Source organism: Paraburkholderia acidiphila (assembly GCF_009789655.1).
Lineage (GTDB): Bacteria > Pseudomonadota > Gammaproteobacteria > Burkholderiales > Burkholderiaceae > Paraburkholderia > Paraburkholderia acidiphila.
The window spans coordinates 2344447-2368563 of the sequence record NZ_CP046909.1 but is presented as its reverse complement, the minus strand read 5'-3'; the positions used below and the strand labels follow the sequence as shown (position 1 = coordinate 2368563).

The 24117-nt window shown below is 64.8% G+C and carries 23 protein-coding genes and 1 tRNA gene; 20 read left to right on the top strand and 4 right to left on the bottom strand.

Going from position 1 to position 24117, the window contains the following annotated elements:
* Nucleotides 1-35 precede the first annotated feature (35 nt).
* The 8 genes from FAZ97_RS10670 (at nt 36) to bioB (ending at nt 9334) form a co-directional block, all read left to right on the top strand.
* Nucleotides 36-1232 (top strand): acetyl-CoA C-acetyltransferase, encoded by a 1197-nt coding sequence (locus tag FAZ97_RS10670; protein ID WP_158758403.1) that lies wholly within the window; start codon nt 36-38, stop codon nt 1230-1232.
* Nucleotides 1233-1320: 88 nt separating this feature from the next.
* Nucleotides 1321-1998: an SDR family oxidoreductase gene (locus tag FAZ97_RS10665; protein ID WP_158758402.1), complete on the top strand. Its 678-nt coding sequence runs from the start codon at nt 1321-1323 to the stop codon at nt 1996-1998.
* Nucleotides 1999-2051: 53 nt separating this feature from the next.
* Entirely contained in the window at nt 2052-2516 is a 465-nt protein-coding gene (locus FAZ97_RS10660; protein WP_158758401.1) for a YchJ family protein, read from the top strand.
* Nucleotides 2517-3082: 566 nt separating this feature from the next.
* The gene (locus tag FAZ97_RS10655; RefSeq protein WP_158758400.1) at nt 3083-4480 is read left to right on the top strand and encodes a dienelactone hydrolase family protein; all 1398 of its coding nucleotides are present in this window, start codon (nt 3083-3085) and stop codon (nt 4478-4480) included.
* Between the two features lie 421 nt (nt 4481-4901).
* Nucleotides 4902-6287, top strand: a complete 1386-nt coding sequence (gene bioA / locus FAZ97_RS10650) for an adenosylmethionine--8-amino-7-oxononanoate transaminase (RefSeq protein WP_158758399.1) — start codon at nt 4902-4904, stop codon at nt 6285-6287.
* Between the two features lies 1 nt (nt 6288).
* Nucleotides 6289-7509: an 8-amino-7-oxononanoate synthase gene (bioF, locus tag FAZ97_RS10645; protein WP_158758398.1), complete on the top strand. Its 1221-nt coding sequence runs from the start codon at nt 6289-6291 to the stop codon at nt 7507-7509.
* Nucleotides 7506-8216, top strand: a complete 711-nt coding sequence (gene bioD / locus FAZ97_RS10640; protein ID WP_158758397.1) for a dethiobiotin synthase — start codon at nt 7506-7508, stop codon at nt 8214-8216. The genes bioF and bioD overlap by 4 nt, the downstream gene beginning before the upstream one ends.
* A 32-nt stretch (nt 8217-8248) precedes the next feature.
* Nucleotides 8249-9334 carry a biotin synthase BioB gene (bioB, locus tag FAZ97_RS10635; protein WP_158758396.1) on the top strand — a complete coding sequence of 362 codons (1086 nt, stop codon included), beginning with the start codon at nt 8249-8251 and terminating at the stop codon, nt 9332-9334.
* Between the two features lie 83 nt (nt 9335-9417).
* Here the strand turns inward: bioB and cytX are convergent, their stop codons facing one another.
* Nucleotides 9418-10734: a putative hydroxymethylpyrimidine transporter CytX gene (gene cytX, locus FAZ97_RS10630; protein WP_158758395.1), complete on the bottom strand. Its 1317-nt coding sequence runs from the start codon at nt 10732-10734 to the stop codon at nt 9418-9420.
* 215 nt (nt 10735-10949) lie between these two features.
* Here cytX and FAZ97_RS10625 point away from each other — a divergent pair, with 215 nt between their 5' ends.
* The 4 genes from FAZ97_RS10625 (at nt 10950) to FAZ97_RS10610 (ending at nt 14985) form a co-directional block, all read left to right on the top strand.
* Complete coding sequence (locus tag FAZ97_RS10625) at nt 10950-12281, top strand: replication-associated recombination protein A (RefSeq protein WP_158758394.1); 1332 nt, start codon at nt 10950-10952, stop codon at nt 12279-12281.
* A gap of 77 nt (nt 12282-12358) precedes the next feature.
* Entirely contained in the window at nt 12359-13651 is a 1293-nt protein-coding gene (serS, locus tag FAZ97_RS10620; RefSeq protein WP_158758393.1) for a serine--tRNA ligase, read from the top strand.
* A 147-nt stretch (nt 13652-13798) separates the two neighbouring features.
* Nucleotides 13799-13889: transfer RNA gene (locus FAZ97_RS10615), tRNA-Ser, on the top strand.
* Between the two features lie 244 nt (nt 13890-14133).
* Complete coding sequence (locus FAZ97_RS10610; protein WP_158758392.1) at nt 14134-14985, top strand: glycosyltransferase family 2 protein; 852 nt, start codon at nt 14134-14136, stop codon at nt 14983-14985.
* Nucleotides 14986-15017: 32 nt separating this feature from the next.
* On the opposite strand, the gene FAZ97_RS10605 is transcribed toward FAZ97_RS10610, so the two are convergent.
* Nucleotides 15018-15815, bottom strand: a complete 798-nt coding sequence (locus FAZ97_RS10605; protein WP_233271572.1) for a glycosyltransferase family 2 protein — start codon at nt 15813-15815, stop codon at nt 15018-15020.
* A gap of 212 nt (nt 15816-16027) precedes the next feature.
* On the opposite strand from FAZ97_RS10605, the gene map reads away from it, so the two are divergent.
* The 8 genes from map to FAZ97_RS35600 all read left to right on the top strand — a co-directional run bounded on the left by map (nt 16028) and on the right by FAZ97_RS35600 (nt 22126).
* Complete coding sequence (map, locus tag FAZ97_RS10600; RefSeq protein ID WP_158758391.1) at nt 16028-16813, top strand: type I methionyl aminopeptidase; 786 nt, start codon at nt 16028-16030, stop codon at nt 16811-16813.
* A gap of 142 nt (nt 16814-16955) precedes the next feature.
* Nucleotides 16956-17504, top strand: coding sequence for a GNAT family N-acetyltransferase (locus tag FAZ97_RS10595; protein WP_158758390.1), 549 nt, complete (start codon nt 16956-16958; stop codon nt 17502-17504).
* A gap of 230 nt (nt 17505-17734) precedes the next feature.
* Complete coding sequence (minC, locus tag FAZ97_RS10590; RefSeq protein WP_158758389.1) at nt 17735-18616, top strand: septum site-determining protein MinC; 882 nt, start codon at nt 17735-17737, stop codon at nt 18614-18616.
* A gap of 90 nt (nt 18617-18706) precedes the next feature.
* Nucleotides 18707-19522: a septum site-determining protein MinD gene (gene minD / locus FAZ97_RS10585; protein WP_042260914.1), complete on the top strand. Its 816-nt coding sequence runs from the start codon at nt 18707-18709 to the stop codon at nt 19520-19522.
* Nucleotides 19523-19536: 14 nt separating this feature from the next.
* On the top strand, nt 19537-19791 hold the full coding sequence (gene minE, locus FAZ97_RS10580) for a cell division topological specificity factor MinE (RefSeq protein ID WP_027795398.1): 255 nt from the start codon (nt 19537-19539) through the stop codon (nt 19789-19791).
* A gap of 234 nt (nt 19792-20025) precedes the next feature.
* Nucleotides 20026-20343 (top strand): YXWGXW repeat-containing protein, encoded by a 318-nt coding sequence (locus tag FAZ97_RS10575; protein WP_158758388.1) that lies wholly within the window; start codon nt 20026-20028, stop codon nt 20341-20343.
* A 380-nt stretch (nt 20344-20723) separates the two neighbouring features.
* The gene (waaC, locus tag FAZ97_RS10570; RefSeq protein WP_158758387.1) at nt 20724-21731 is read left to right on the top strand and encodes a lipopolysaccharide heptosyltransferase I; all 1008 of its coding nucleotides are present in this window, start codon (nt 20724-20726) and stop codon (nt 21729-21731) included.
* A gap of 269 nt (nt 21732-22000) precedes the next feature.
* The gene (locus FAZ97_RS35600) at nt 22001-22126 is read left to right on the top strand and encodes a hypothetical protein (protein WP_256094537.1); all 126 of its coding nucleotides are present in this window, start codon (nt 22001-22003) and stop codon (nt 22124-22126) included.
* Between the two features lie 63 nt (nt 22127-22189).
* On the opposite strand, the gene FAZ97_RS10565 is transcribed toward FAZ97_RS35600, so the two are convergent.
* A complete protein-coding gene (locus FAZ97_RS10565; protein ID WP_158758386.1) occupies nt 22190-22369 on the bottom strand; it encodes a hypothetical protein in 180 nt (59 codons plus the stop codon).
* 155 nt (nt 22370-22524) lie between these two features.
* On the bottom strand, nt 22525-23841 hold the full coding sequence (locus FAZ97_RS10560; RefSeq protein ID WP_158758385.1) for an MFS transporter: 1317 nt from the start codon (nt 23839-23841) through the stop codon (nt 22525-22527).
* Nucleotides 23842-24117: the final 276 nt, after the last annotated feature.

Below are 24117 nucleotides of genomic sequence, written 5' to 3'. Positions count from 1 at the left end.
AAGAGATTCGAACGGATTCATCAAGGAGCAAAAACATGAGTGAGACACAAAAGCAGGACGCCATCGTGATCGTTTCCGCGGCACGCACGCCGATGGCGGGTTTTCAGGGCGATTTCGCATCGCTCACCGCGCCTCAGCTCGGCGCGGCAGCGATTGCGGCGGCTGTCGAGCGCGCGGGCCTGAAGCCTGAGCAGGTCGACGAGGTCGTGATGGGCTGCGTGCTGCCCGCAGGGCAGGGCCAGGCGCCCGCGCGTCAGGCGGCGCTCGGCGCGGGGCTCCCGCTTGCCGCGGGTGCGACGACCGTCAACAAGATGTGCGGCTCGGGCATGCGCGCGGCGATGTTCGCGCACGATATGCTGCTGGCGGGCTCGGCGGATGTGATCGTCGCGGGCGGCATGGAGAGCATGTCGAACGCGCCTTACCTGTTGCCGAAGGCGCGCGCCGGCATGCGCATGGGCCACGGGCAGGTGCTCGACCACATGTTTCTCGACGGTCTCGAAGACGCCTATGACAAGGGCCGCCTGATGGGCACGTTCGCGGAAGAGTGCGCGGGCGAGTTCGACTTCTCGCGCGAGCGCCAGGATGCCTTCGCGATCGAGTCGCTCAAGCGCGCGAAACGCGCGAACGAGGACGGTTCGTTCGCGTGGGAAATCGCGCCGGTGAAGGTGGCCTCGCGCGCGGGCGAGACGACCATCGAGCGCGACGAGCAGCCGTTCAAGGCCAACCTCGACAAGATTCCGACGCTCAAGCCCGCGTTCAGCAAGACCGGCACGGTGACGGCCGCGAACTCGTCGTCGATCTCGGACGGCGCGGCGGCGCTCGTGATGATGCGCGAATCCACGGCGAAGCAACTCGGCCTCACGCCGCTCGCACGCGTGACGGGCCATTCCACCTTCGCGCAGCAGCCCGCGAAGTTCACGACCGCGCCGGTCGGCGCGATCACGAAGCTGTTCGAGAAGACCGGCTGGAAAGCCAGCGACGTCGATCTCTATGAGATCAACGAAGCCTTCGCCGTGGTCACGATGGCCGCGATGAAGGAGCACGATCTGCCGCACGAGAAGGTCAACGTGAACGGCGGCGCGTGTGCACTCGGTCACCCGATCGGCGCTTCGGGCGCGCGCATTCTCGTGACGCTGATCGGCGCGTTGCGCGCGCGCGGCGGCAAACGCGGCGTGGCGACGCTGTGCATCGGTGGCGGAGAAGCCACGGCGATGGGCGTCGAACTGCTGTAGGCTAACGCCAGAAGAAGCGCGCCGCGTTGAGAGCGGCGAGGCGGCGCGCTGCAGCGGTTTCCATGCACGCACAAAAGAAGGTGACGAGATGAAAACAGCGTTGATCGTAGGCGCGTCGCGGGGCCTGGGTCTCGAGTTCGCGCGGCAGTATGCGAAAGCCGGCTGGCGCGTGCTGGCCACGGCGCGCGGGCCCGAAGCGCTCGAAGCGTTGCGCGAAATCGGCGCGCAGACCTTCCAGCTCGACATTGCGAGGCCCGAGGAAATCGACGCGCTCGGCTCGAAGCTCGACGGTGTGCGGCTCGACGTGGCGCTCGTCGTCTCCGGTGTTTATGGCCCGCGCACAGAAGGCGTCGAGACCATCACGGCCGAAGACTTCGAATACGTGATGAACACCAACGTGCGCGGCCCGATGCAACTGATCCCGATCTTGCTGCCGCTCGTCGACGAAGCTCATGGCGTGCTCGCTGTGCTCTCGAGTCGCATGGGCAGCATTGCGGAGACCACCGGCACGACGGGCTGGCTCTATCGCGCGAGCAAGGCCGCACTCAACGACGTGCTGAAGATCACCTCGCTGCAAACTCGCCGCGCCACCTGCGTCGCGCTTCATCCGGGCTGGGTGCGCACCGACATGGGCGGCGCGCATGCGGCGATCGATCCGGCGGTCAGTGTTTCCGGCATGCGCGAGGTAGTGGCCGAGGCGGCCGCCGCGCGCGACGTCTTCAATGGCCGCTTCTTCCAGTACGACGGCACGGAACTCGACTGGTAAAGCGCCGCTCGTCTGCGCTACGCTTGCGGGCTCTCGCAACGGAGCCCTGACTCATGAACGCTGAAACCGCGCGCGGTACCGGGAAAACGATCCGGCCCGCCGATTGTCCCTGCGGCGGCGCCGCGCCCAACCAGAAGTCGGGAGCCAAGGCGCCACGCTACGCGCAGTGCTGCGGCCGCTTCGTCGACGATGCAGCAGTGCCCGCCACGGCGCTCGAATTGATGCGCTCGCGCTACACGGCGTATGTCCTCGGCGACGAAGCGTATTTGCGCTCGACGTGGGCGAGCGAGACCTGTCCCGCCGATCTCGACGTCGACCCCGCAGCCGTTGGCGCCCCGCGCTGGCTCGGACTTGCCGTCAAGCGCCACGAACAACGCGACGACACGCACGCGATCGTCGAATTCGTCGCGCGCTACAAAACGGGCGGCCGCGCGTTCCGGCTGCACGAAACGAGCCGTTTCACGCGCGGCGACGACGGCCGCTGGCGTTATGTTGACGGTGAGGTTTCATCGGACTAACGAATAACTGACTGCAGTTGCATTTTGCCACTGCGCGTTTCGGCCCCCCGACCGTTGTCGTGGCGCCGGAAATAATGCCTTTGCAAACAAGTCATTACTGAACAATCGCGCGGCTGTTGTCCGCGCGCGACGCGCCTCACCCGGACCTTTTTAAAAACTCGCCTTTCCGCTAATTACCGAAACCCGCGTGCGCGCCATGCTTCATAGGGCGGCGCGCGGTTGGCATGCCTTATGCCGGGTTACCCCTGAATTGCACAACAAATATTTGTCGTGCGAGTATCTAATCACGGTGCCCCGCACAATACGTAAGTGCATAGTGAAAAAAACTTTTCACCTATGCATGTTGCGACTGCGAATGGGTGCTGGCGGCGGGTCTGATCGACGATAGAACTGCGCCGCGCAGGTGTTCCGATCGTTGCAATCCCACGTGACGGGTCACACCCCGCTCCTGGCCTCGCGGCCAGGCGCAACGGTGTCTCGTTGTGCCCAGAAACGGCTGAAGCACGGGTAATGATCGGACGGTTGGCGGATTCATGGCAGCAGGTCTTTTGCAGGTGGTGTAGCGCATGGCGTTCAGGAAGCTCCTTACCGGATGGGTCGTAGCCGGCACCGCGTGTGTGCTTTCGGTTGCTCACGCAGCGTCGCTTTCCGATCCGGCAACTGCGAGCGCGAACCCGCAACTCGCCGCCAACGCCTCCGCAACGCATTCCGCGAACGCCGCTCAAGCGAACCTCGCAGGCGGTCCCCTCGGCAGCGCCAACGTGCCGCGCATTGCGCTCGACGACGCGTACCTGCCCGTTGTGCCCGCCAGCATGAACGAGCAGGTGATCCGCGTTCCCGTCGATGGATCCGGCGACGTTACGCTCGAAACCACGATTTACCGTCCGAACGGCCCCGGCCCGTTCCCGATGGTGATCTTCAACCACGGCAAGATTCCCGGCGACCCGCACCTCCAGGCGCGCAGCGACCCGCTGTCGTTCGCGCGCGAATTCGTGCGCCGCGGCTATGTCGTCGTCGCGCCGAACCGCCAGGGCTTCGCGGATTCGGGCGGCTCGTATCAGCAAGACGGTTGCGACGTCGCGAGCAACGGCCTCGGCCAGGCCGCCGATGTCGCTTCGACCATCGCGTACATGTCGAAGCAGCCGTATGTCGACGCAACCCAGATCATCGTCGCGGGCACCTCGCACGGGGGCCTCGCCACCATGGCCTACGGCACCGAGGCGGCGAACGGCGTGCGGGCGCTCATCAACTTCTCGGGTGGCCTGCGCCAGGACGCCTGCACAGGCTGGCAGAACAACCTGACCCAGGCGTTCGGCGACTACGGCGGCAAGGCACGTGTGGCCTCGCTCTGGCTCTACGGCGACAACGACTCGGTCTGGTCGCCCGATCTCGTCACGAAGATGTTCGCTGCTTACCGCGACGCGCAAACGGGTGAGGACCGCCCGGCCGCGACGGCGAAGCTCGTGGACTTTGGCGCGTACAAGAACGATGCGCATCGCCTCGTGGGCGATCGCGACGGCGTGAAGATCTGGTGGCCCACGGTCGAGGCGTTCCTTGCCAACCGCGGCCTGCCGACCGCGGTGCAGTACCGCGTGGCCACTCAGGCCGCACCTCGCGGCACCGGCTTTGCGCAGATCGACTCGGTCGGCGCGGTGCCTTTCGTCGATCAGGCGGGTCGCGACGGCTATCGCAACTTCCTCAAGCAGTATCCGAGCCGTGCATTCGCGGTGTCCGACTCCGGCGCGTGGTCGTGGGCCGAAGGCGGCGACAATCCGATGGCCGTGGCGATCTCAAACTGCGAAAAGCACAGCTCCGATCCTTGCCGTCTGTACGCCGTGAACAACACGGTGGTCTGGAACAATGGCGGCACGCAGACCGCTCAGACCGGCGACAGCGACACGACGCGCGCCACAGCGGACAACGGCAGCGCCGACGAGACCGACCACGCGCTGGCGAGCCGTTAAACGCTATCGCCCGATTGCTATCGGGCGTGTATTTTCCATCGTTGCAATCATATGCGGCCCCATGTGGGCCGCTTTGCTTTTGATCCCCGTGAATCATGTCCTCGCACGCAAACCCATTGCGTCGCGCCATATCGTCTGACTTTCACGTGCCGGGGCACTTGCCACGCGTCGCCAAAAATATCCGGCGCACCGTCACGCGTTCTGCAATTTCGCACCGGCGCGCAGATTTTTTTGCATAAGGCGGGTTCACTTTGCCGTCGTCATCTCCGCGCATTTCGGGTCTTTGTTTTCCATTGGTTTCGAGTTGTCCCGAACGGCTCGAAACGCCGCGCCGCCTGGCGTTCGAGGGCGATTTCAGGGGTAGTGCATTGCGGCAGCGAACACGTTAATCTCGGTCCCGCTGTCGTATCGGGAGTCGTATTTGAATTCGCTATCGCCCGCGCACCCTGCGCACCTTGCCCGCGAAGATCGCGCCGCGACCGACTGGGTCGCTCGCAGCCTGCGCGCTGTCTGGCACCCCTGCACCCAGATGAAGCATCACGAGCGCCTGCCGCTCGTGGCCGTCGCACGTGGCGAGGGTCCGTGGCTTCATGACCGCGAAGGCCGTCGTTATCTGGACGCGATCAGTTCGTGGTGGGTGAACCTCTTTGGCCACGCCAATCCTGAGATCAATGCCGCGCTCAAGGCACAGCTCGACACGCTCGAGCACGTCATGCTCGCGGGCTGCACGCACGAGCCCGCCGTGGAGCTTGCAGAGCGTCTTTCGGCGCTCACGGGCGGCGTGCTCGGCCATGCGTTCTTCGCTTCCGATGGCGCGTCGGCCGTCGAAATCGCGCTCAAGATGAGCTTCCACTCGTGGCGCAACCGCGGCGAGAGCGACAAGCGCGAATTCGTTTGCCTGGCCAACAGCTACCACGGCGAGACCATCGGCGCGCTCGGCGTGACCGATGTGAAGCTCTTCAGGGATGCTTACGATCCGCTGCTGCATCACGCGCACGTGGTCGCATCGCCCGACGCGCGCGCCGCGCAGCCGGGCGAAACGGCGGCGGATGTCGCGGCCCGCGCGCTGGCCGACGTCGAGCGTCTTTTCATCGAGCGCGAGGGCCGTATCGCCGCGCTGATCGTCGAGCCGCTCGTGCAGTGCGCGGCTGGCATGGCGATGCACGATCCCGCTTACCTCAAGGGCCTGCGTGCGCTATGCGACCGTCACCGCGTGCATCTGATCGCAGACGAGATCGCGGTGGGCTGCGGGCGCACCGGCACTTTCTTCGCGTGCGAGCAGGCAGGCGTGTGGCCCGATCTGCTGACGCTTTCGAAGGGCATTAGCGGCGGTTATCTGCCGCTTTCGATCGTGCTTTCGCGCGACGCCATCTACGAGTCGTTCTACGACGACGACACGACGCGCGGTTTCCTCCATTCGCATTCGTACACGGGTAATCCGCTTGCGTGCCGCGCCGCGCTCGCCACGCTCGACCTGTTCGAACGCGACGACGTACTCGCCGCGAACGCACGCAAATCGGCGCAACTGCGCGCGCTGTTCGAGCCGTTCTCCGCGCATCCGCTCGTGCGCAACCTGCGTCAGTGCGGCACGATCCTCGCGTTCGACGTAGCGCTCGCAGACCCGCAGCGCGCGGCGACGTTCTCGCGACGCTTCTTCGAAAACGCGCTGCAGCGCGAACTGCTGCTGCGCCCGATCGGCACGACGGTCTATGTCATGCCGCCGTATATTCTGGACAACGAAATGCAGGCGTTCCTCGCAATGCGCACGCGCGAGACTTTCGACGCCACCGTCGCGGAGGACCTCTGATATGGCTAATCACAGCCAGTTGCTCGATACCCTCGAACAGGGCTTGCGCGACATCGACGCGCGCGGCCTGCGCCGCCGCCGCCGCACCGCCGACACGCCGTGCAGCGCTCACATGCAGGTGGATGGCCGCGCGACCGTCGGCTTCGCCAGCAACGACTATCTCGGCCTCGCCGCGCATCCACAACTGATCGCGGCGATCGCCGAAGGCGCGCAGCGCTACGGCGCGGGGAGTGGCGGCTCGCATCTGCTGGGTGGCCACTCGCGCGCGCATGCGCAACTCGAAGACGATCTCGCGGCATTCGCGGGCACCTTCGTCGATGCACCGCGCGCGCTGTACTTCAGCACCGGTTACATGGCGAACCTGGCCGTGCTCACGGCGCTCGCGGGCCGCGGCACGACGATCTTCTCCGACGCGCTCAACCACGCTTCGTTGATCGACGGCGCACGGCTCTCGCGCGCCGAAGTCCAGATCTATCCGCATGCCGACATGGCGGCGCTCGCCGCGCTGCTCGAAAGCTCCGACGCAAGCGCGAAAGTGATCGTGAGCGACACGGTGTTCAGCATGGACGGCGATGTCGCGCCGCTCGCGCGTCTCGTCGAACACGCGGAAAAGCACGGCGCGTGGCTCGTGGTCGACGACGCGCACGGCTTCGGCGTGCTCGGACCGCAGGGCCGCGGCGCGCTGGCGCAAGCCGCGCTACGCTCGGAACATCTCGTGATGGTCGGCACGCTCGGCAAGGCTGCGGGCGTATCGGGCGCGTTCGTCTGCGCGCACGGCACCGTGATCGAATGGCTCGTGCAGCGCGCGCGTCCGTACATCTTCACGACGGCTTCGTCGCCGGCGGTTGCGCATGCGGTGTCCGCGAGCCTGCGTCTGATCGAAGGCGAGGAGGGCGATGCGCGCCGCGCGCATCTCAAGCATCTGATCGCGCGCACACGTTCGCTGCTTAACGATACGTGCTGGCAGCCCGTCGATTCACATACCGCCGTTCAGCCACTCGTTATCGGCGCGAACGAGGCGACGCTCGCACTGCAGGCCACGCTCGAGCGCGACGGCCTGTGGGTGCCGGCCATCCGTCCGCCGACCGTGCCCGAGGGCACGTCGCGCCTGCGCATTTCGCTTTCCGCCGCGCATTCGGATGCGGACCTCGACCGGCTGAGCGCATCGCTGCAACGTGCGAGTCTCGAAGCGCGTGCCAACGCGCAGGAGTTCGCGCAATGACGGTTTCGCTCTTCGTCACCGGCACGGACACCGAGATCGGCAAGACCTTCGTGAGCGCGGCGCTTTTGCGCGGCTTCGCCCACGCGGGGCTGCGCGCTGCGGCGCTCAAGCCGATCGCCGCGGGCGCTTACGAGCGCGACGGCGTCTGGCACAACGAGGACGCCGATCAGCTCGACGCCGCCGCGAGCGTCCTACTGCCGCCCGAGATGCGCACGCCGTTCCTGCTCAAGGAGCCCGCCGCGCCGCACATCGCCGCGGCGCTCGAAGGGGTGACGCTCGATATGGCGCGCATCGTCGATTGCTACCGGGCGGCCCGCGAGCGCGGGGATGCCGTCGTCGTGGAAGGCGTGGGCGGCTTTCGCGTGCCCCTCACGGCGACCGAAGACACCGCCGATCTCGCCGTCGCGCTCGGTTTGCCCGTGGTGCTCGTGGTGGGCATGCGGCTTGGCTGCATCAGCCACGCGCTGCTCACGGCCGAAGCGATTGCCGCGCGCGGATTGAAGCTCGCGGGCTGGGTCGCGAACCGCATCGACCCGGCCATGACGTTCCCCGAAGACAACATCGACGCGCTGCGCGAGCGTCTCGCCGCCCAGTACGGCGCGCCGCTTCTCGGCGTTGTGCCGCACATGCGCGGCGCGAGCGCCGATGACGCAGCCGAACATCTGAACATCGACGCGTTGCTCGCGCGCTTGCGCGCCGACGCTTAATGCACAGTCACGTAAAGAAGGACCACGACACCATGACGCAAACCCACATCGACATTACCTCGCTGAAGGCGACCGCGCCGAGCGCCCATGCCGCCGCCGAAGCCGCCGCGCGCTGGAAAGTCGCCGACGTCGCCGCGCTCTACGAACTGCCGTTCAACGACCTGATGTTCCGCGCGCAGCAGGTGCATCGCGAGCATTTCGACGCGAACGCCGTGCAGCTTTCCACGCTGCTGTCGATCAAGACCGGCGGCTGCGAGGAAGATTGCGCGTACTGCCCGCAGTCGTCGCATTACGAAACCGAACTCGAAGCGGGCAAGCTGATGGCCGTGGACGCCGTGCTGGAAGCCGCACGCGCAGCCAAGTCCAACGGCGCGACGCGCTTCTGCATGGGCGCGGCATGGCGCAATCCGAAGGATCGCCATCTGGAGCCGATCAAGGACATGATCCGCGGCGTGAAGGCGATGGGCCTGGAAACCTGCGTGACGCTCGGCATGCTCGAAGATCACCAGGCGAAGGAACTCGCCGATGCGGGCCTCGACTACTACAACCACAATCTCGATACGTCGCCGGAGTACTACGGCAAGATCATCACGACGCGCACTTACGAGGACCGTCTGGAGACGCTCGAACGCGTGCGCGACGCGGGCATCAACGTGTGCTGCGGCGGCATTGTCGGCATGGGCGAGTCGCGCCGCGAGCGCGCGGGCCTGATCGCGCAGCTCGCGAACATGGAGCCGTACCCGGAGTCGGTGCCCATCAACAATCTCGTGCAGGTCTCGGGCACGCCGCTCGAAGGCACCGAGCCGATCGATCCGTTCGAGTTCGTGCGTACGATCGCCGTGGCGCGCATCACGATGCCGAAGGCGATGGTGCGTCTGTCGGCAGGCCGCGAGCAGATGGACGACGCGCTCCAGGCACTATGCTTCATGGCGGGCGCGAACTCGATTTTCTACGGCGACCAGCTGCTCACCACGAGCAACCCGCAGGCGGAAGCCGACCGCAAGCTGCTGCAGCGTCTGGGCATCACGGCGCAGGCCGCGCAGCACTTGCCCGCTGACGACCACGAACATCACGATCATCACGGCCATTCGCACGGCGGCTGTGGCCACTGCGAGTAACGCCGCGCAGGTCGCCAAAAGAAAAACGCCACGCTGCGAAGCGTGGCGTTTTTCATTGTCCGGCTAAAGCGAAGTACGGCGCCTTAAGCGTAAGCCGCGCGCCGGCGCCCCGCGAGCACGAGATAGCACAGCGCGCCGATCACGAGCGACGGCAACGTCGCGCCGAGGTTCGGCAACCACTGGTTGAGCGCTTGATACGCGCCGAAACCGACCACCCACGCGACGAACGCGCTCACGTGCCAGCCGCCCGAGTAGCCATACGCGCCATTCAGGTCGGCGAGCGCCTGCGGATCGATACGGCGGCGGCGTACGATGAAGTGATCGGCGAGCACGACGCCGAAGAGCGGCGCGAACACCGAGCCGATGAAGAGCAGGAAGTTTTCGTATTTCGCCATCGGCACGACGAGGCCGATCAGCGTGCACAGCGCGCCGAAGGCCGCCGACAGCCAGGGTACGCTGGCGCGCGTCCAGAACGTGCCGGTCGAGACGGCGGCCGAGTGGATATCGGCGAACGCGTTGTCGATTTCGTCGATCAGCACGAGCAGCAGCGCGAAGCCGCCGCCGGCTTGCGCGAGCGCCGTGGTGAGGAGCGCGTCGCCGCCGCCCGCGGCCAGCCCGTAAATGGCGCCGAGCGCATAGAACCAGAGGTTCGCAATGCCATAGCCGAACAGCGTGCCGCGGAAAGTTTCGCCGGCTTTGCGGCCGAAACGCGTGTAGTCGGCGATGAGCGGCAGCCACGAGAGCGGCATCGCCACCACGAGGTCGATCGCGCTGCCAAACGGCATTTCGCCCGTGCCGGGGCGGCGCATCAGCGCGCCCAGGTCCTGCTTGACGAGCAGGCTCCACGTGAGCCAGGCCGCGCCCGCGAGCAGCAGCCAGATACCCCATGTGCGCAGGAAGCGCCGCACGAACGAGAGCGGGCCGCTTACGGCGAGGAGCGTAGCGAGCACGCCGAAGATCACGGTCCAGACGAGCGGCATCGACAGGTTGAAAGCCTGTTTGGCGAGCGCGTCGGCGGAATCGCGCATCACGATGATCTCGAACGAGCCCCAGCCCACGAGCTGCACCATGTTGATGACGGCCGGCACCGACACGCCGCGAACGCCGAGCGTCGGGCGCAGCGACGACATGGCGGCAAGGCCCGTGTCCGTGCCGATCACGCCCGCGAGCGCGAGCAGCACGACGCCGATCACGCTGCCGATGGCGATGGCCATGAGCGCGTGTGGAAGCGCCAGACCCGGCACGAGCAGCGCGCCAGCCTGCGCGACCAGCAGGCCGATGCCGAGCGAAAACCACAGCGCAAAGGCGTCGCCGGTGCGGAACTGCCGGCGCGCGTCGGGGACGGGCACGTTCGGCGCGTAGGTGGAGCCGGCCTCGCCGGCGTGCGAATCTTGTGTCATGTGGAACGCTTTCCTCTGTGTCGTGTGTTTTGTCTGTTTTATCCGGTTGCGTCAGCGTGAGCGGCTCGGCCCGCGCTTCGCGCCGCGGCACTCGCTGTCATAATGCACGACTGCATCCGGTGCGGCAGGCCGTTTTAGCGAACCGGGGCACTGTGTCCCCGAATCCGCCGCAAACCATCGGCCAGCCGGAAAGCCGTCATTATCGCGAAAACGTCATGTTTGAAGAAACCCGTGCCAACGTCCCCCTCGCCGAACGGCTGCGCCCGCGCTCCATCGACGAGGTCATCGGCCAGAAGCATCTGCTCGGGCCCAACAAGCCGCTGCGCGTCGCATTCGAGTCCGGCGAAGCGCATTCGATGATCCTCTGGGGGCCGCCGGGCGTGGGCAAGACCACGCTCGCGCGTCTCATGGCCGACGCCTTCCACGCCGAGTTCATCGCGCTCTCCGCCGTGCTCTCGGGCGTGAAGGACATTCGCGAGGCCGTGGAGCAGGCGCAGCTGCATCGAGCGCGTGGCCACCAGACGCTCGTGTTCGTCGACGAGGTCCATCGCTTCAACAAGAGCCAGCAGGACGCCTTCCTGCCGCATGTGGAGTCGGGCCTCTTTGTGTTCATCGGCGCGACGACGGAAAACCCGTCGTTCGAAGTGAACAGCGCGTTGCTCTCGCGCGCGGCCGTGTACGTGCTCAAGAGCCTCGACGAGGAGGAGCAGGGCGAATTGCTTGCGCGCGCGAGCGAGGAGCTGGGCGGCCTGACCTTCACGGACGAAGCGAAAACGGCGCTGATCGGTTCCGCCGACGGCGATGGCCGCAAGCTCCTGAACAACCTCGAAATCGTCGCGCGCGCGGCCGCGCAGCAAAAGAAGACCGAAATCGACGGCGAACTGCTCGGAAGCGCGCTCGCCGAGAACCTGCGCCGCTTCGACAAGGGCGGCGATGCGTTCTACGACCAGATCAGCGCGTTGCACAAGTCGGTGCGCGGCAGCAACCCGGACGGCGCGCTCTACTGGTTCTGCCGCATGCTCGACGGCGGCGCCGATCCGCGTTATCTCGCGCGGCGCATCGTGCGCATGGCGTGGGAGGACATCGGTCTCGCCGACCCGCGCGCCGGGCGCATCACGCTCGACGCCGCCGAGACCTACGAGCGGCTGGGTTCGCCCGAAGGCGAACTCGCGCTCGCGCAGGCTGTGATCTATCTGGCTGTCGCGCCGAAGTCGAACGCGGGCTACAACGCCTATAACGAGGCGCGGCGCTTCGTGAGCAAGGACCAGTCGCGCGCGGTGCCCATCCATTTGCGCAACGCGCCGACCAAGCTCATGAAGGAACTGGGCTACGGCCACGAGTACCGCTACGCGCACGACGAGCCCGACGCCTACGCGGCCGGCGAGACCTATTTGCCCGACGGCATGCGCGAGCCGCGCTGGTATCAGCCCACGCCGCGCGGCCTCGAAGGCAAGATCGGCGAAAAGCTCGCGCGCCTCGCCGACCTCGACGCGCAATGGCGCGACGAGCATCGCGACGAAATCCGCGAAAGGAAGCGCAAAGGCTGATGCCAGTCCCGCCGGGGTGCCCCGGCCGGTGCGCTAAAATCGTCCCTTCACACAACGAAACTGCGTCTCACAATCCCATGCTCGACATCCAGCTGCTGCGCAAAGACCTCGACGGCGTCGCGAAGCGCCTCGCCGACCGCGGCTACACCCTCGACGTCGCCGCCTTCTCCGCGCTCGAAGCGGAACGCCGCGCCATCCAGACCCGCACCGAAGAGCTCCAGGCACGCCGCAACAGCCTGTCGAAGCAGATCGGCGCGATGAAAGGCCGCGGCGAGGACACCTCGGCGGTCATGGCCGAAGTGGGCGGCATCGGCGACGAGATGAAGAGCTCGGCCGCCAAGCTCGACGAGATCCAGTCGAAACTCTCGGACCTGCTGCTCGGCGTGCCGAACCTGCCGCACGAGAGCGTGCCCGCGGGCAAGGACGAGGCCGACAACGTGGAAGTGCGCCGCTGGGGCACGCCGCGCGCGTTCGACTTCGAGGTGAAGGATCACGTCGATGTCGGCACGCCGCTGGGTCTCGATTTCGAGACGGGCGCGAAGCTCTCGGGCGCGCGCTTTACGATGCTGCGCGGCCAGATCGCGCGCCTGCATCGCGCGCTGGCGCAGTTCATGATCGATACGCACACGCTGGAGCACGGCTACACGGAAACGTACACGCCGTACATCGTCAACCCGGAAATCCTGTACGGCACGGGCCAGCTGCCCAAGTTCGCCGACGACATGTTCCGCGTGGAAAAGGGCGGCGGCGAGAACACGGTCACGCAATACCTCATTTCGACTTCGGAAATCTCGCTCACGAACACGGTGCGCGAGAGCATCGTGGAAGGCAGCGCGCTGCCGATCAAGCTCACGGCGCACTCGCCGTGCTTCCGCTCGGAAGCCGGTTCGTACGGCCGCGACACGCGCGGCATGATCCGTCAGCACCAGTTCGACAAGGTCGAAATGGTGCAGATCGTTGCGCCTGAAACGTCGTACGACGCGCTCGAGCAGATGGTCGTTCACGCGGAAACCATCTTGCGCAAGCTTGGCTTGCCGTATCGCGTCATCACGCTGTGCACGGGCGATATGGGCTTCTCGGCGACCAAGACCTACGACCTCGAAGTGTGGTTGCCGGCGCAGAACACGTATCGCGAAATTTCGAGCTGCTCGAATACCGAAGCCTTCCAGGCGCGCCGCATGCAGGCGCGCTACCGCAACGCGCAGGGCAAGCCGGAACTCGTGCATACGCTCAACGGCTCGGGCCTCGCCGTGGGCCGCACGCTCGTTGCCGTGCTGGAGAACTATCAGGAAGCGGACGGCTCGGTCACCGTGCCGGAAGCGCTGCGGCCGTATATGGGCGGCGTGGCGCGTCTCTCAGTGAACGCCTGAGGCACGGCCTCACGAACTGAGCATGTGAGTTGCTTGCACTCGAAACTTTTTTCCAAAGAGGGCTTGCGTAATTCAAAAAATGTTCTATAATCTTCGCTTCTCCGGTCGCCGACCAAGGCTGGAGAGGCAGTAAAAAAGCAGTACACCGGAGAGGTGGCAGAGTGGTCGAATGTACCTGACTCGAAATCAGGCGTACGGTTTCCCCGTACCGTGGGTTCGAATCCCACCCTCTCCGCCAAATTCAGAAAACCCCTGCATGCCTAACCGCTGCAGGGGTTTTTGTTTTTTCAGCCCCACAAAAAAACCCTGCGCGATCCATTGCGCTCGCTGGCGCCACGCCACGCCACGCCACGCCATGCGAATTGCGAATAGACGGCCCTTTGTCCTCTTCGCCAGGCGGCTGTGGCCCCGTGTGAATACGCTAGAATCCGGGGCGCTTCAGGGCATCATGCGAATGCTGCGATTACAAGTACCGGTCATCTATGAAAAAAGTCTCGATCATCGTTCCGTGTTTTAACCAGCAGGAATTCATTGCAGAGACGCTTGAATCTGTACTGCAGCAGACCTATGGCAACTGGGAATGCATCGTCGTGGATGACGGCTCAACGGACGGATCCGAAGCCATCATTCAACAATACGTAAAAAAAGACGCGCGCTTCCAGGCACTCCGAAAGCCGAATGGTGGTGTCGCAGCCGCACGAAACTTCGGTTTTGCACGGGCGACAGGCGAGTTGTTTGTCCCGCTTGATGGCGATGACAAGATCGGTTCCGAATTTCTGCGGCTGGCCGTGGAATGCTTTACCGCGCAGCCTGATACGGATCTCGTGCACTTCAAGACGCAACGTACCGGCGAATCGCGAAAGATCTGGCGTCTGCCGGAGTACAGCTACGACAAGCTGCTCTGGCAAAACATGATCGTGAACACGACCATGTACCGGCGCGACGCGTTCGAGCGCATCGGCGGGTACGCGTCCGAGATGATTCATGGCTTCGAGGATTGGGAGTTCTACGTGAGGCTTCTGAGCCCGCAATCCAGGGTTCGGTATATCGACTCGCCCATGTATCTCTATCGTGTGAAGAAAAGTTCGCGCTCGACCCAATTGGTCGAGTTCGGCAAAGTTGAAGAGTCGCAACGCCTTATCTTCACGCGCAACCGGGAGCGCTATGCGTCTTTCCTCGACAATCCGATCAGCGGCTTTGGCAAGCTTCTGAAGGGGTTCCAGCCGTCGCAAACCGCACGTTACCGGCGGCAGCTCCGGTACGTGCATACGGGCTACGCGATTCTGACCGCTGTGTTGCTTGCGGTTTGCGTATTCCTTTATCTGCGTCGTTGACGGCCGGCGGCGCGCCTTGACTTGCGCCGCTTTTACTTGTGCATATGGCCGCGCATTTCCAGCGCGCGCAGGTAGGTGCCCGAGATCGACGACCCGCCGTGATGCACGATCTTCTCGTCGACGAGCGCCCACACCGACTTGCCCGCCGCGCGCACGCGCCGGCAGAACGACAGGTCTTCCGAGAGGTACACGCCTTTTTCGCCGACGGTGTCGAAGAACGCATAGAACTTGGCGTCCGGCAGGTAGCCGGCGTATTGCGCGGGCGGGCGGTATAGCTCCGTATGCGCCACGATCGACTCCAGCGCGTCGCGTCGCACGAGGAAGATGCCCGTGCCAATATGATTCACCTCGGCCCAGCCATCGGACACGAAACTGCCGCCCGCTTCATCCGCGAGGATTGCCGTGTTGTAGTCCACGGTCTTTTCCTGCCACTCGCGCAATGTGAGTCCCACATCGGCGCTCGTGATCTGCTTTTCCCGGTCGAAATAGCGGTACGGGCAGGCAATGCCGGCCACGGGCTTGTTCCCGGCGATCAGGCGCAGAACCGCTTCGCGCGAGAAGTCCATGTCCGTATCGAGAAAGAGCAGATGGCTGAACTCGGGATGGCTCAAAAAATAATTCGCAAAGAAATTGCGCGCACGGATGATGTGCGACGAGGCCGTATGAATGTACTCGTAGCGGATGCCGCGCTCCTTGAGCGTTTCCATGAGGCGGGCGAGCGCCATGGCGAAGTCGAAATGCACCGAGTTGTCGTACGTGGGCAGCGCGATCAGGACGTTGAGCGCCGTGTTCGAAGGGGTGTGGTCGGGCATGGGGTGACTTGAGGTCATGATCGGGCTTCCTGCTTGCGATGTAAGATATTTCTCATTCTTGACGGCGGGTTGCGCTCGAACAATCGGAGATATCTGAAAATTCCGCGTCCGGCGTCAAGACGACGACGCGCCTTGCTGCGCCCCCGACGCCGCAGCGCCGGTACAATCGCTCCTTTGAATTTGCGGCGAAGTGTTCTCCAGCACATTGCCGCGCCCACTTCGGTCCACAGATGCCTATCACCTACAAGTCTGCCGACGATCTCGCCCGCCTGCGCATTTCGGGCCGGCTCGCCGCCGACGTGCTCGCGATGATCGGCGAGCACGTGAAGCCGGGCGTCTCCACCGACGACCTCGACGCCCTCTGCAACGACTACATCGTCAACACGCTCAAGGCCGTGCCGGCCAATGTCGGCTACCTCGGCTTTCCGAAGACGATCTGCACGTCCGTCAATTCCGTGGTTTGCCACGGCATTCCGAGTCGCGGCGAAGTGCTCAAGGACGGCGACATCATCAACATCGACGTGGCCGTCATCAAGGACGGCTATTTCGGGGACACGAGCCGCATGTACTGCGTCGGCACGCCGAGCACGGTGGGCCGCCAGCTGATCGACACGACCTACGAAGCGATGCTCGCGGGCATTCGCCAGGTGAAGCCGGGTGCGACGCTTGGCGACGTCGGCAACGCCATCCAGAAGCGCGCACAAAGTGACGGCTTCTCGATCGTGCGCGAGTATTGCGGCCACGGCATCGGCAAGGTCTACCACGAGGAGCCGCAGGTGTTGCACTACGGCCAGCCGGGGCAGGGCGTGCGCCTGAAGCCGGGTATGGTCTTCACGATCGAGCCGATGGTCAACGCGGGCCGCGCCGGCACGACGGTGCAGCGCGACGGCTGGACGGTCGTCACCAAGGACCGCTCGCTCTCGGCGCAGTGGGAGCACATGGTTGCGGTCACAGACGACGGCTACGAGCTCCTCACGCCCTGGCCGGACGGCACAGGCGCCTACGAGGCCCCGTGAGCGCGGCTGTGCGGCCTCTGTGGCCGTCTGTCAAGGATTGCGCGCGAGGCGTGGTCTGCAGGCAATTGTCAAATAAGGATTTGACTCTCAAGCCAGTTCGGTTAAAGCTACGCGTTAGCGCTTTATTGGGGTTTACGACTGCATGAGTCCGTCACTGACCGTTCGCCGTATCGCCGCCGATCAGGGTGCCGTGCTCCGCGAGCTTCGAACAGCCTCGCTGCGCGACGCGCCTTACGCATTCGGCGACACGCTCGAAGACGCGCTATCGGCCGATGCCGCCGTTTTCGACGCCGCGGCGGCCCGGCATGCGGTTTCGCACACCGGCACGTCGTTCATTCTCTATACCGAGGGCCATCCGGCCGGGCTGATCGGCGCGAGCTTCGAAAGCGCGCCGGCGCGCCGCGCGTTCGTTTCGGCGTTGTGGGTCGCGCCTGCGGTGCGTCATCTGAGCGGCGGCGAACTGCTTCTGAACAGCGCCATCGAATGGCTCGTGAGCGAAGGCGCGACGCAGGTCTACGCCTGGGTGACCGACGCGAACACCACCGCCATGCGTTTCTACGAGCGCCTCGGCTTTGTCGCTACCGGCGATCACGCGCGCAGCCAGCAACAGCCCGAACAGTGGGAAACGCTGCTCATGCGCGCGCTCGGCGAGCACACGATGTCTGCTTCGTCGCCTGCTTCTTCACCCTGACGCCTGCCGTTCGCGCTGCTGTGCGCGGCGGCGCTCCCGTTTCACTTCCCTCCGTACGACACTCCGAACCCGTTCGTTCACGCTCGCGCGCCGCGCGCTTTTTTTTGCGCCATTTTTGTTTGTGCGTGGCTTGTGCGTATCCAGCAGGGAATTTGGCCGAATACACCATTAAAAATAATGGCCGTGTGCGTCCGCGCCTGTAAAATACGCAAAATTTTTAGCCGAACGCCATGTCGCCCAGGAAATCGCCATATTTTGAACTGAAGAGCGGTTCAGTCGATACGCTTCTGTTCGTGGTCAAGACGACCGAGCTCGATGCCATGCGCGCAGAACTCACGCGGCGCTTCGAGGCGACGCCTGAATTCTTCGCGAACGACACCGTCGCGATCGACGTGCGGCGTCTCGCCGACGGCGAGCAGGTCGCGCTCGGCGACATCGTGCGTCTGCTCGAAAGCGTGCGCATGCGCCCGGTAGGCGTGGTTGCGCAGCCCGAACAACACGGCTGGGCGGCTGCGGCAGGCCTGCCTTTCCTCGAGGCGCGCGACCGCCGAGGCGCGGGCACGAAGGTCGCCTCCGACGAAGCGGCGGGCGAGGGCGAGGCATCGAATGCATCCGCCACCGCTTCGGCCACCGCCTCTGCCACCGCAGCGGCCGCACCGCAATCCACCGCGGCACAGCCCGAACTCTTTTCCACCGACGCGGACCCGGGCGCCGCCCAGGCGAGCGCGGCGGCAACGGTGAGCGCCGCGGCGGCGCTCGATGCCGGCGCGCGCGCGGAACCCACGCTCGTGATCGACCGGCCGCTGCGCTCGGGTCAGCGCATCTACGCGAAGGGCGACGTGGTCGTGCTCGGTCTCGTTTCCAACGGCGCGGAAGTGATCGCAGAGGGCAACATCCACATTTACGCGCCGTTGCGCGGCCGCGCGCTCGCGGGCGTGCACGGCAACCACGACGCGCGCATTTTCTGCACGAGTCTCGAGGCGGAACTCATTTCGATTGCGGGCATCTACCGTACCACTGAAGTTCCACTCGCCGACGACGTGCGCGGGAAGCCGGCTCAAATCCGGCTCGAGGAAGAAAAGCTGTTGATCGAACCGTTGAGGCTCACCTGAGCGCAGCTCGAGCGTCGTGCGCAGGCGAGCAGGGCATGAGCGGCACGCGATGAGACCAAACTGAGAAACTGACGAACGCAAGGTAAGGGAATGGCAAAAATCATTGTGGTGACTTCGGGCAAAGGTGGTGTCGGCAAGACGACCACGAGCGCGAGTTTCGCATCGGGCCTCGCGTTGCGTGGCCACAAGACCGCGGTCATCGACTTCGACGTGGGCCTGCGCAATCTCGACCTCATCATGGGTTGCGAGCGCCGCGTCGTGTACGACCTGATCAACGTGATCCAGGGTGAGGCGAACCTCAATCAGGCGCTCATCAAGGACAAGAAGTGCGAAAACCTCTTCATCCTGCCGGCCTCGCAAACGCGCGATAAAGACGCGCTCACGAAGGAAGGCGTGGAGAAGGTGATCGAGGACCTGCGCAAGATGGACTTCGAGTACATCGTGTGCGATTCGCCGGCCGGCATCGAGTCGGGCGCGCTGCTCGCCATGCACTTCGCCGACGAAGCGCTCATCGTGACGAACCCGGAAGTGTCTTCGGTGCGCGACTCGGATCGTATTCTCGGCATGCTGTCGTCGAAGACGAAGCGCGCGATCGAAGGCAAGGACCCGATCAAGGAACACCTGCTTATCACGCGCTACAACCCGAAGCGCGTGAGCGAAGGCGAAATGCTCTCGCTGAACGACATTCAGGAGATCCTGCGCATCGAACTGATCGGCGTGATTCCCGAATCGGAAGCGGTGCTGCACGCATCGAACCAGGGGCTGCCGGCCGTGCATCTGGACGGCACCGACGTCGCCGAATCGTACAAGGACGTCGTGTCGCGCTTTCTCGGCGAGGACAAGTCGCTTCGCTTCACCGATTACCAGAAGCCGGGCCTCTTGCAGCGCCTCTTCGGTAGCAAGTAAGGGAGACGAACGTCATGTCGTTTCTTTCGTTTTTTCTCGGCGAGAAGAAGAAGTCCGCCTCGGTAGCGAAGGAACGCCTGCAGCTCATCATTGCTCACGAGCGCGCAGGCGGCCATCCGCCCGCCGACTATCTGCCGGCCCTGCAACGCGAACTGGTCGCGGTGATCTCCAAGTACGTGAAGATCTCCGATGAAGACATTCGCGTGAGCCTCGAACGTCAGGACGATCTCGAAGTGCTCGAGGTCAAGATCGAGATTCCGCAGGCTTGAGTCGTAAGCGCGCGCAGCCGCTGCGCTGCGCGCGCGTCGTTTGTCGTATCGCTTCAGCTTTTTCTTCGCGCCTTTCCTGCTCGCGCGCTGCGCTCCGGTGCCCCCGCCTCCCTTACCGAAATATTCGGTTTCACTTCACCCTGCGCCGTTACACGGCCGCTGTCAGCGCAACGCTGTGCTCGCGCATTGATCGGGTAACGCCAATCATGGCGTCCACAATCAAGGGTGCTCAACATGAACAACTCCATTCGCCTCTTCATTGCCAAGGCCGCGATCGTCGCCGCCGGCACTTGCGCTGTCGCGGCTCCTGCGCTCGCCGCAATCGTCGTGGTCGAGCCGGTCGCGCCGCCGCCTGCCGAACGCGTGGAAGTCATGCCGGCGCCGCGCGCGGGCTATGTATGGGACAAGGGCCACTGGCGCTGGGATCACGGCCAGTACGTGTGGGTGCGGGGCCACTGGCAGGCTGAGCGTGTCGGCTATCACTGGGTGCCGGGCCACTGGATCGCGCACGGCCCGAACTGGCGCTGGGTGGAAGGCCACTGGGCCGCTTGATCTTTGCAGCCCGAGGAGATCCTTGTCATGAGTAAGAAACTGCTCGCGGCGGCCGTGCTCGCGCTCACGCTGGCCGGCTGCATCGTCGTGCCGGCTCGGCCCATGTATGTGAGACCCGCTCCGGTCGTCATCTACTAGTCGTTGACCGTTGTTATCGATCCGTCGACGGGTCGACAAGTACGGGCTCGACGCGCTTTGGCGCGCCGTGCCCGGCGTTTTTTTCAGGGCCCATTGTCGATGCCGCACGACGATCGAGTAAGAAAGGGACAGATATCGTTCGTATTGGATCGCTTATTCGCAGGTTGACGCAAGGTTCGTCCGCTAGAATCTCCGGAAATCCCTTGAAGACTGGAATATCGGGCCCAGCGGTCCGCAGCACAATGAAACGAGTTTTGATTGTCAAAGTGACTTCGCTCGGCGACATCGTCGAGGCGCTTCCGGTTGTCGCCGACGTGCAGCGCGCCTTCCCGGGCGTCAAGGTCGATTGGGCCGCTGACGAGGCCTTCGCCGATATCGTGCACTGGAACGCAGGTGTCGACCGCGTGCTCTGCGCGCCGCTGCGCCGCTTCAAGAAGGCGCGCAGCTGGAGCGATCTCAAGGCGATCTGGGCATCGATTGCGGAGCTGCGCGCTTACCGCTACGACGCGATCGTCGACATTCACGGCGTGTACAAGAGCGCGATCATCGCGTTTCTCGCGCGCGGGCGGCGCCGCTTCGGCTATCTCTCGCAGGACCTCGGCGAGCGCGGCGCGGCCTTCGCGTACAACGGCCGCTTCGGGCCGCGTCCGCAGTGCGATGCGTGGCACGGCATGCGTATCAGCACCGGCGAGGCGCTTGGCTACACGGTCGATACGCCGCCCGACTTTCAGATGCGCGTGCCGCGCGACGGCACCGCGCTGCCCGCGCCTGAGGCGCCCACGGCGCTGCTCTTTCATGCGACCTCCAAAGACGAGAAGAAGTGGCCGGTCGAGCATTGGGGCGAACTGGGCAATGCGTTGATCGCGCGTGGCCTGCGCATCGAACTGCCGTGGGGAAACGACAACGAGCACGCCACGGCGCTTGAAATCGCGGCGCTCATCCCGGGTGCTACGGTGCTGCCGCGCCTCACCGTTTCGCAGGTCGCACAGCGCATCGAAGACTGCGCGCTCGTGGTCGGCACCGACACAGGCTTCGTGCATCTTGCCCACGCGCTCATCAAGCCGACCGTGATGGTCTTCGTAGCGACCGACGCCGAGCACTGCGGTGTGCGTGCGCCCAATCGCTCGATCTCGATCGGCGACGGCCATCGTGTGCCGTCCGTGCAGGCGGCGATCGATGCCGTCGATCGCGTCTACCCCGCGCGCGACGGCGGCGCATCCACACCGGCATCGCGCGTTCACGCCGCTTGAGTTTCGCGGTTCGGCACGCGCTTGCCGCGTGCTGTCCTCGCGATATCCCAGCGGTTTCCCATTACGAGCTTGTTAAAAGTGTCGCGCTTGTATTGCATGCGCGCGATTGGGCGCGCGTGCAAAGGGCTTTGGACGCTCACGCTGTTACACGCGCCATACCGCTGCTTACAAATTGCAACGCCTCACGCCGTCGCCATCGTGTTCAATCGTAACCGTCCAGCCCGACATCGCATGGCCGGACACAGACACTGACTTGAAGGGAGAATACTGTGAAACGATTGACGCTTACCCTCATCGCTGGCGCATTGCTCGCGGCTTCGCTGGGCGGCTGCGTCGTGGTGCCGGCCGGCGGCTACTACGGCGGCGGCTACCATCACGGCTATTACTATCGTTGATCGGCGCTACACGGCGCAGCGTCGCATAACGCTGCGCACGCGGCAGCAGCGGTACGGAGGCCTTCAGGCAAGCAGCATTTCGATCGCGACGACCGCGGCAATGGCCGCGGCGTTCGCCGCCAGCGCTTCGAGCACGACCGCGCGCCAGCTCGCGGTGCGCAGGCGAAACGCCATCAGGAGGGAGATGCCAAGGGCAAGGGCGATGATCAGAACAATGTCGGCGTTGCTCAGATGCAGGTTCATCGTCGGCTCCCCCGGGAGATCGCTCCCCGCCTGGTGATTCGAGTATAGACACGCATCGCGCGTGCCCAAAGTGATCAAAAATCTCGCCAGTGAAGGGCGTAAAAAAAGCGGAGTCCGGCTGGCGGACTCCGCTTTTTCCTTGATGCGGCGACGCGTTACGAGAGCGACGTATGGCGCGTCTCGCGCATGCACAGCACACCGAACAGGCTCACGCAGGCGGCGATCGACACATACGCGCCAACCCACGAGAGGCCGCCTCGCGCGGCCAGCACCTGGGCGATATACGGCGCGACCGAAGCGCCGAGAATGCCGCCCAGGTTGTACGCAACGCCCGCGCCCGTGTAGCGCACGTTCGTCGGGAACAGCTCGGGCAGCAGCGCACCCATCGGCGCGAACGTGGCGCCCATCAGGAACAGCTGGATCACGAGGAAGAGCAGCACGAGCGGCGTTGCACCGCTGCCGAGCAGCGGCTCCATCGTGAAGCCCGAGAGAATCGCCAGAATGCAGCCGACGATCAGCACCGGCTTGCGGCCGAAGCGATCGGAAAGCCAGGCCGAGATCGGGGTGGCGATGCCCATGAACACCACGGCGATGCACAGCATGCCGAGGAAGGTCGGACGCGCAATGTGCAGTGCCGTCACGCCGTGCGAGAGCGAGAACACGGTCGCGTTGTAGAAGAGCGTGTAGCACACGACCATGGCGAGCGCGCCGAGGAGCGTCGGCCACCAGTACTGCGAGAGCAGCGTCGCTACCGGCACCTTGACGCGTTCGTCGCGCTCCACAGCGGCCTTGAAGGCGGGCGTTTCGGCGATCTTCAGGCGCACGTACAAGCCGAGCGCGACGAGCACTGCCGAAACGATGAACGGCACGCGCCAGCCCCAGTCGCGGAACTGCTGGTCGGAGAGCGTCGAAGCAAGCCCGAAGAAAAGGCCATTCGAGGCGAGGAACCCCACCGACGGTCCGAGCTGCGGGAACATGCCGAACCAGCCGCGCTTGCCTTGCGGCGCGTATTCCGTTGCGAGGAGCGCGGCGCCGCCCCATTCGCCACCCAAGCCGATGCCCTGGCCAAAGCGCAGGATGCACAGCAGGATCGGCGCGAGGCTGCCAATCGCGTCATAGCCGGGCAGGAAGCCGATCAGCGTGGTGGACAGGCCCATGACCAGCAGCGACGCCACCAGCGTCGATTTACGGCCGATACGGTCGCCGAAGTGACCGAAGATGAACGAGCCGATTGGCCGCGCGACGAACGCAATGCCGAAAGTGACGAACGCTGAGAGCGCCTGCGCCGTGGCCGAGCCGTGCGGGAAAAACACGGGGCCGATGACGAGCGCGGCGGCCGTTGCGTACACATAGAAGTCGTAGAACTCGATTGCGGTGCCGATAAAGCTCGCAAAGATCACGCGTGCGGTGCTTTGCTGCTTCGCTGCGTTTGCCTGATCGGCGCGCGCGGGCGAAATGGGGGAGGTGGACATTCAGGGGTCTCCAGTCGTTGTTACGCGCTTACGCCTCCCGTCTTGCGAGGCTTGCGCGCGCGTCTTTGTTCAGGCTCGAAGCGTGGCGGGGCGCGCTCTGATGCGCGACGCACAGGCTCCGTCACGCAGCGTCCGTCAGTCGGCGACGCTTCGCCAGTATGCATCGCACAGCGGGGGCTGTGCGCGTCGATTCCTGACCGGCTATGGCGCGTGCCGATAGGCACGAAGGGGCGCGAGCACGGTCGAAGCCTCCCGTGGGGGCGCGGATGGCGCCTG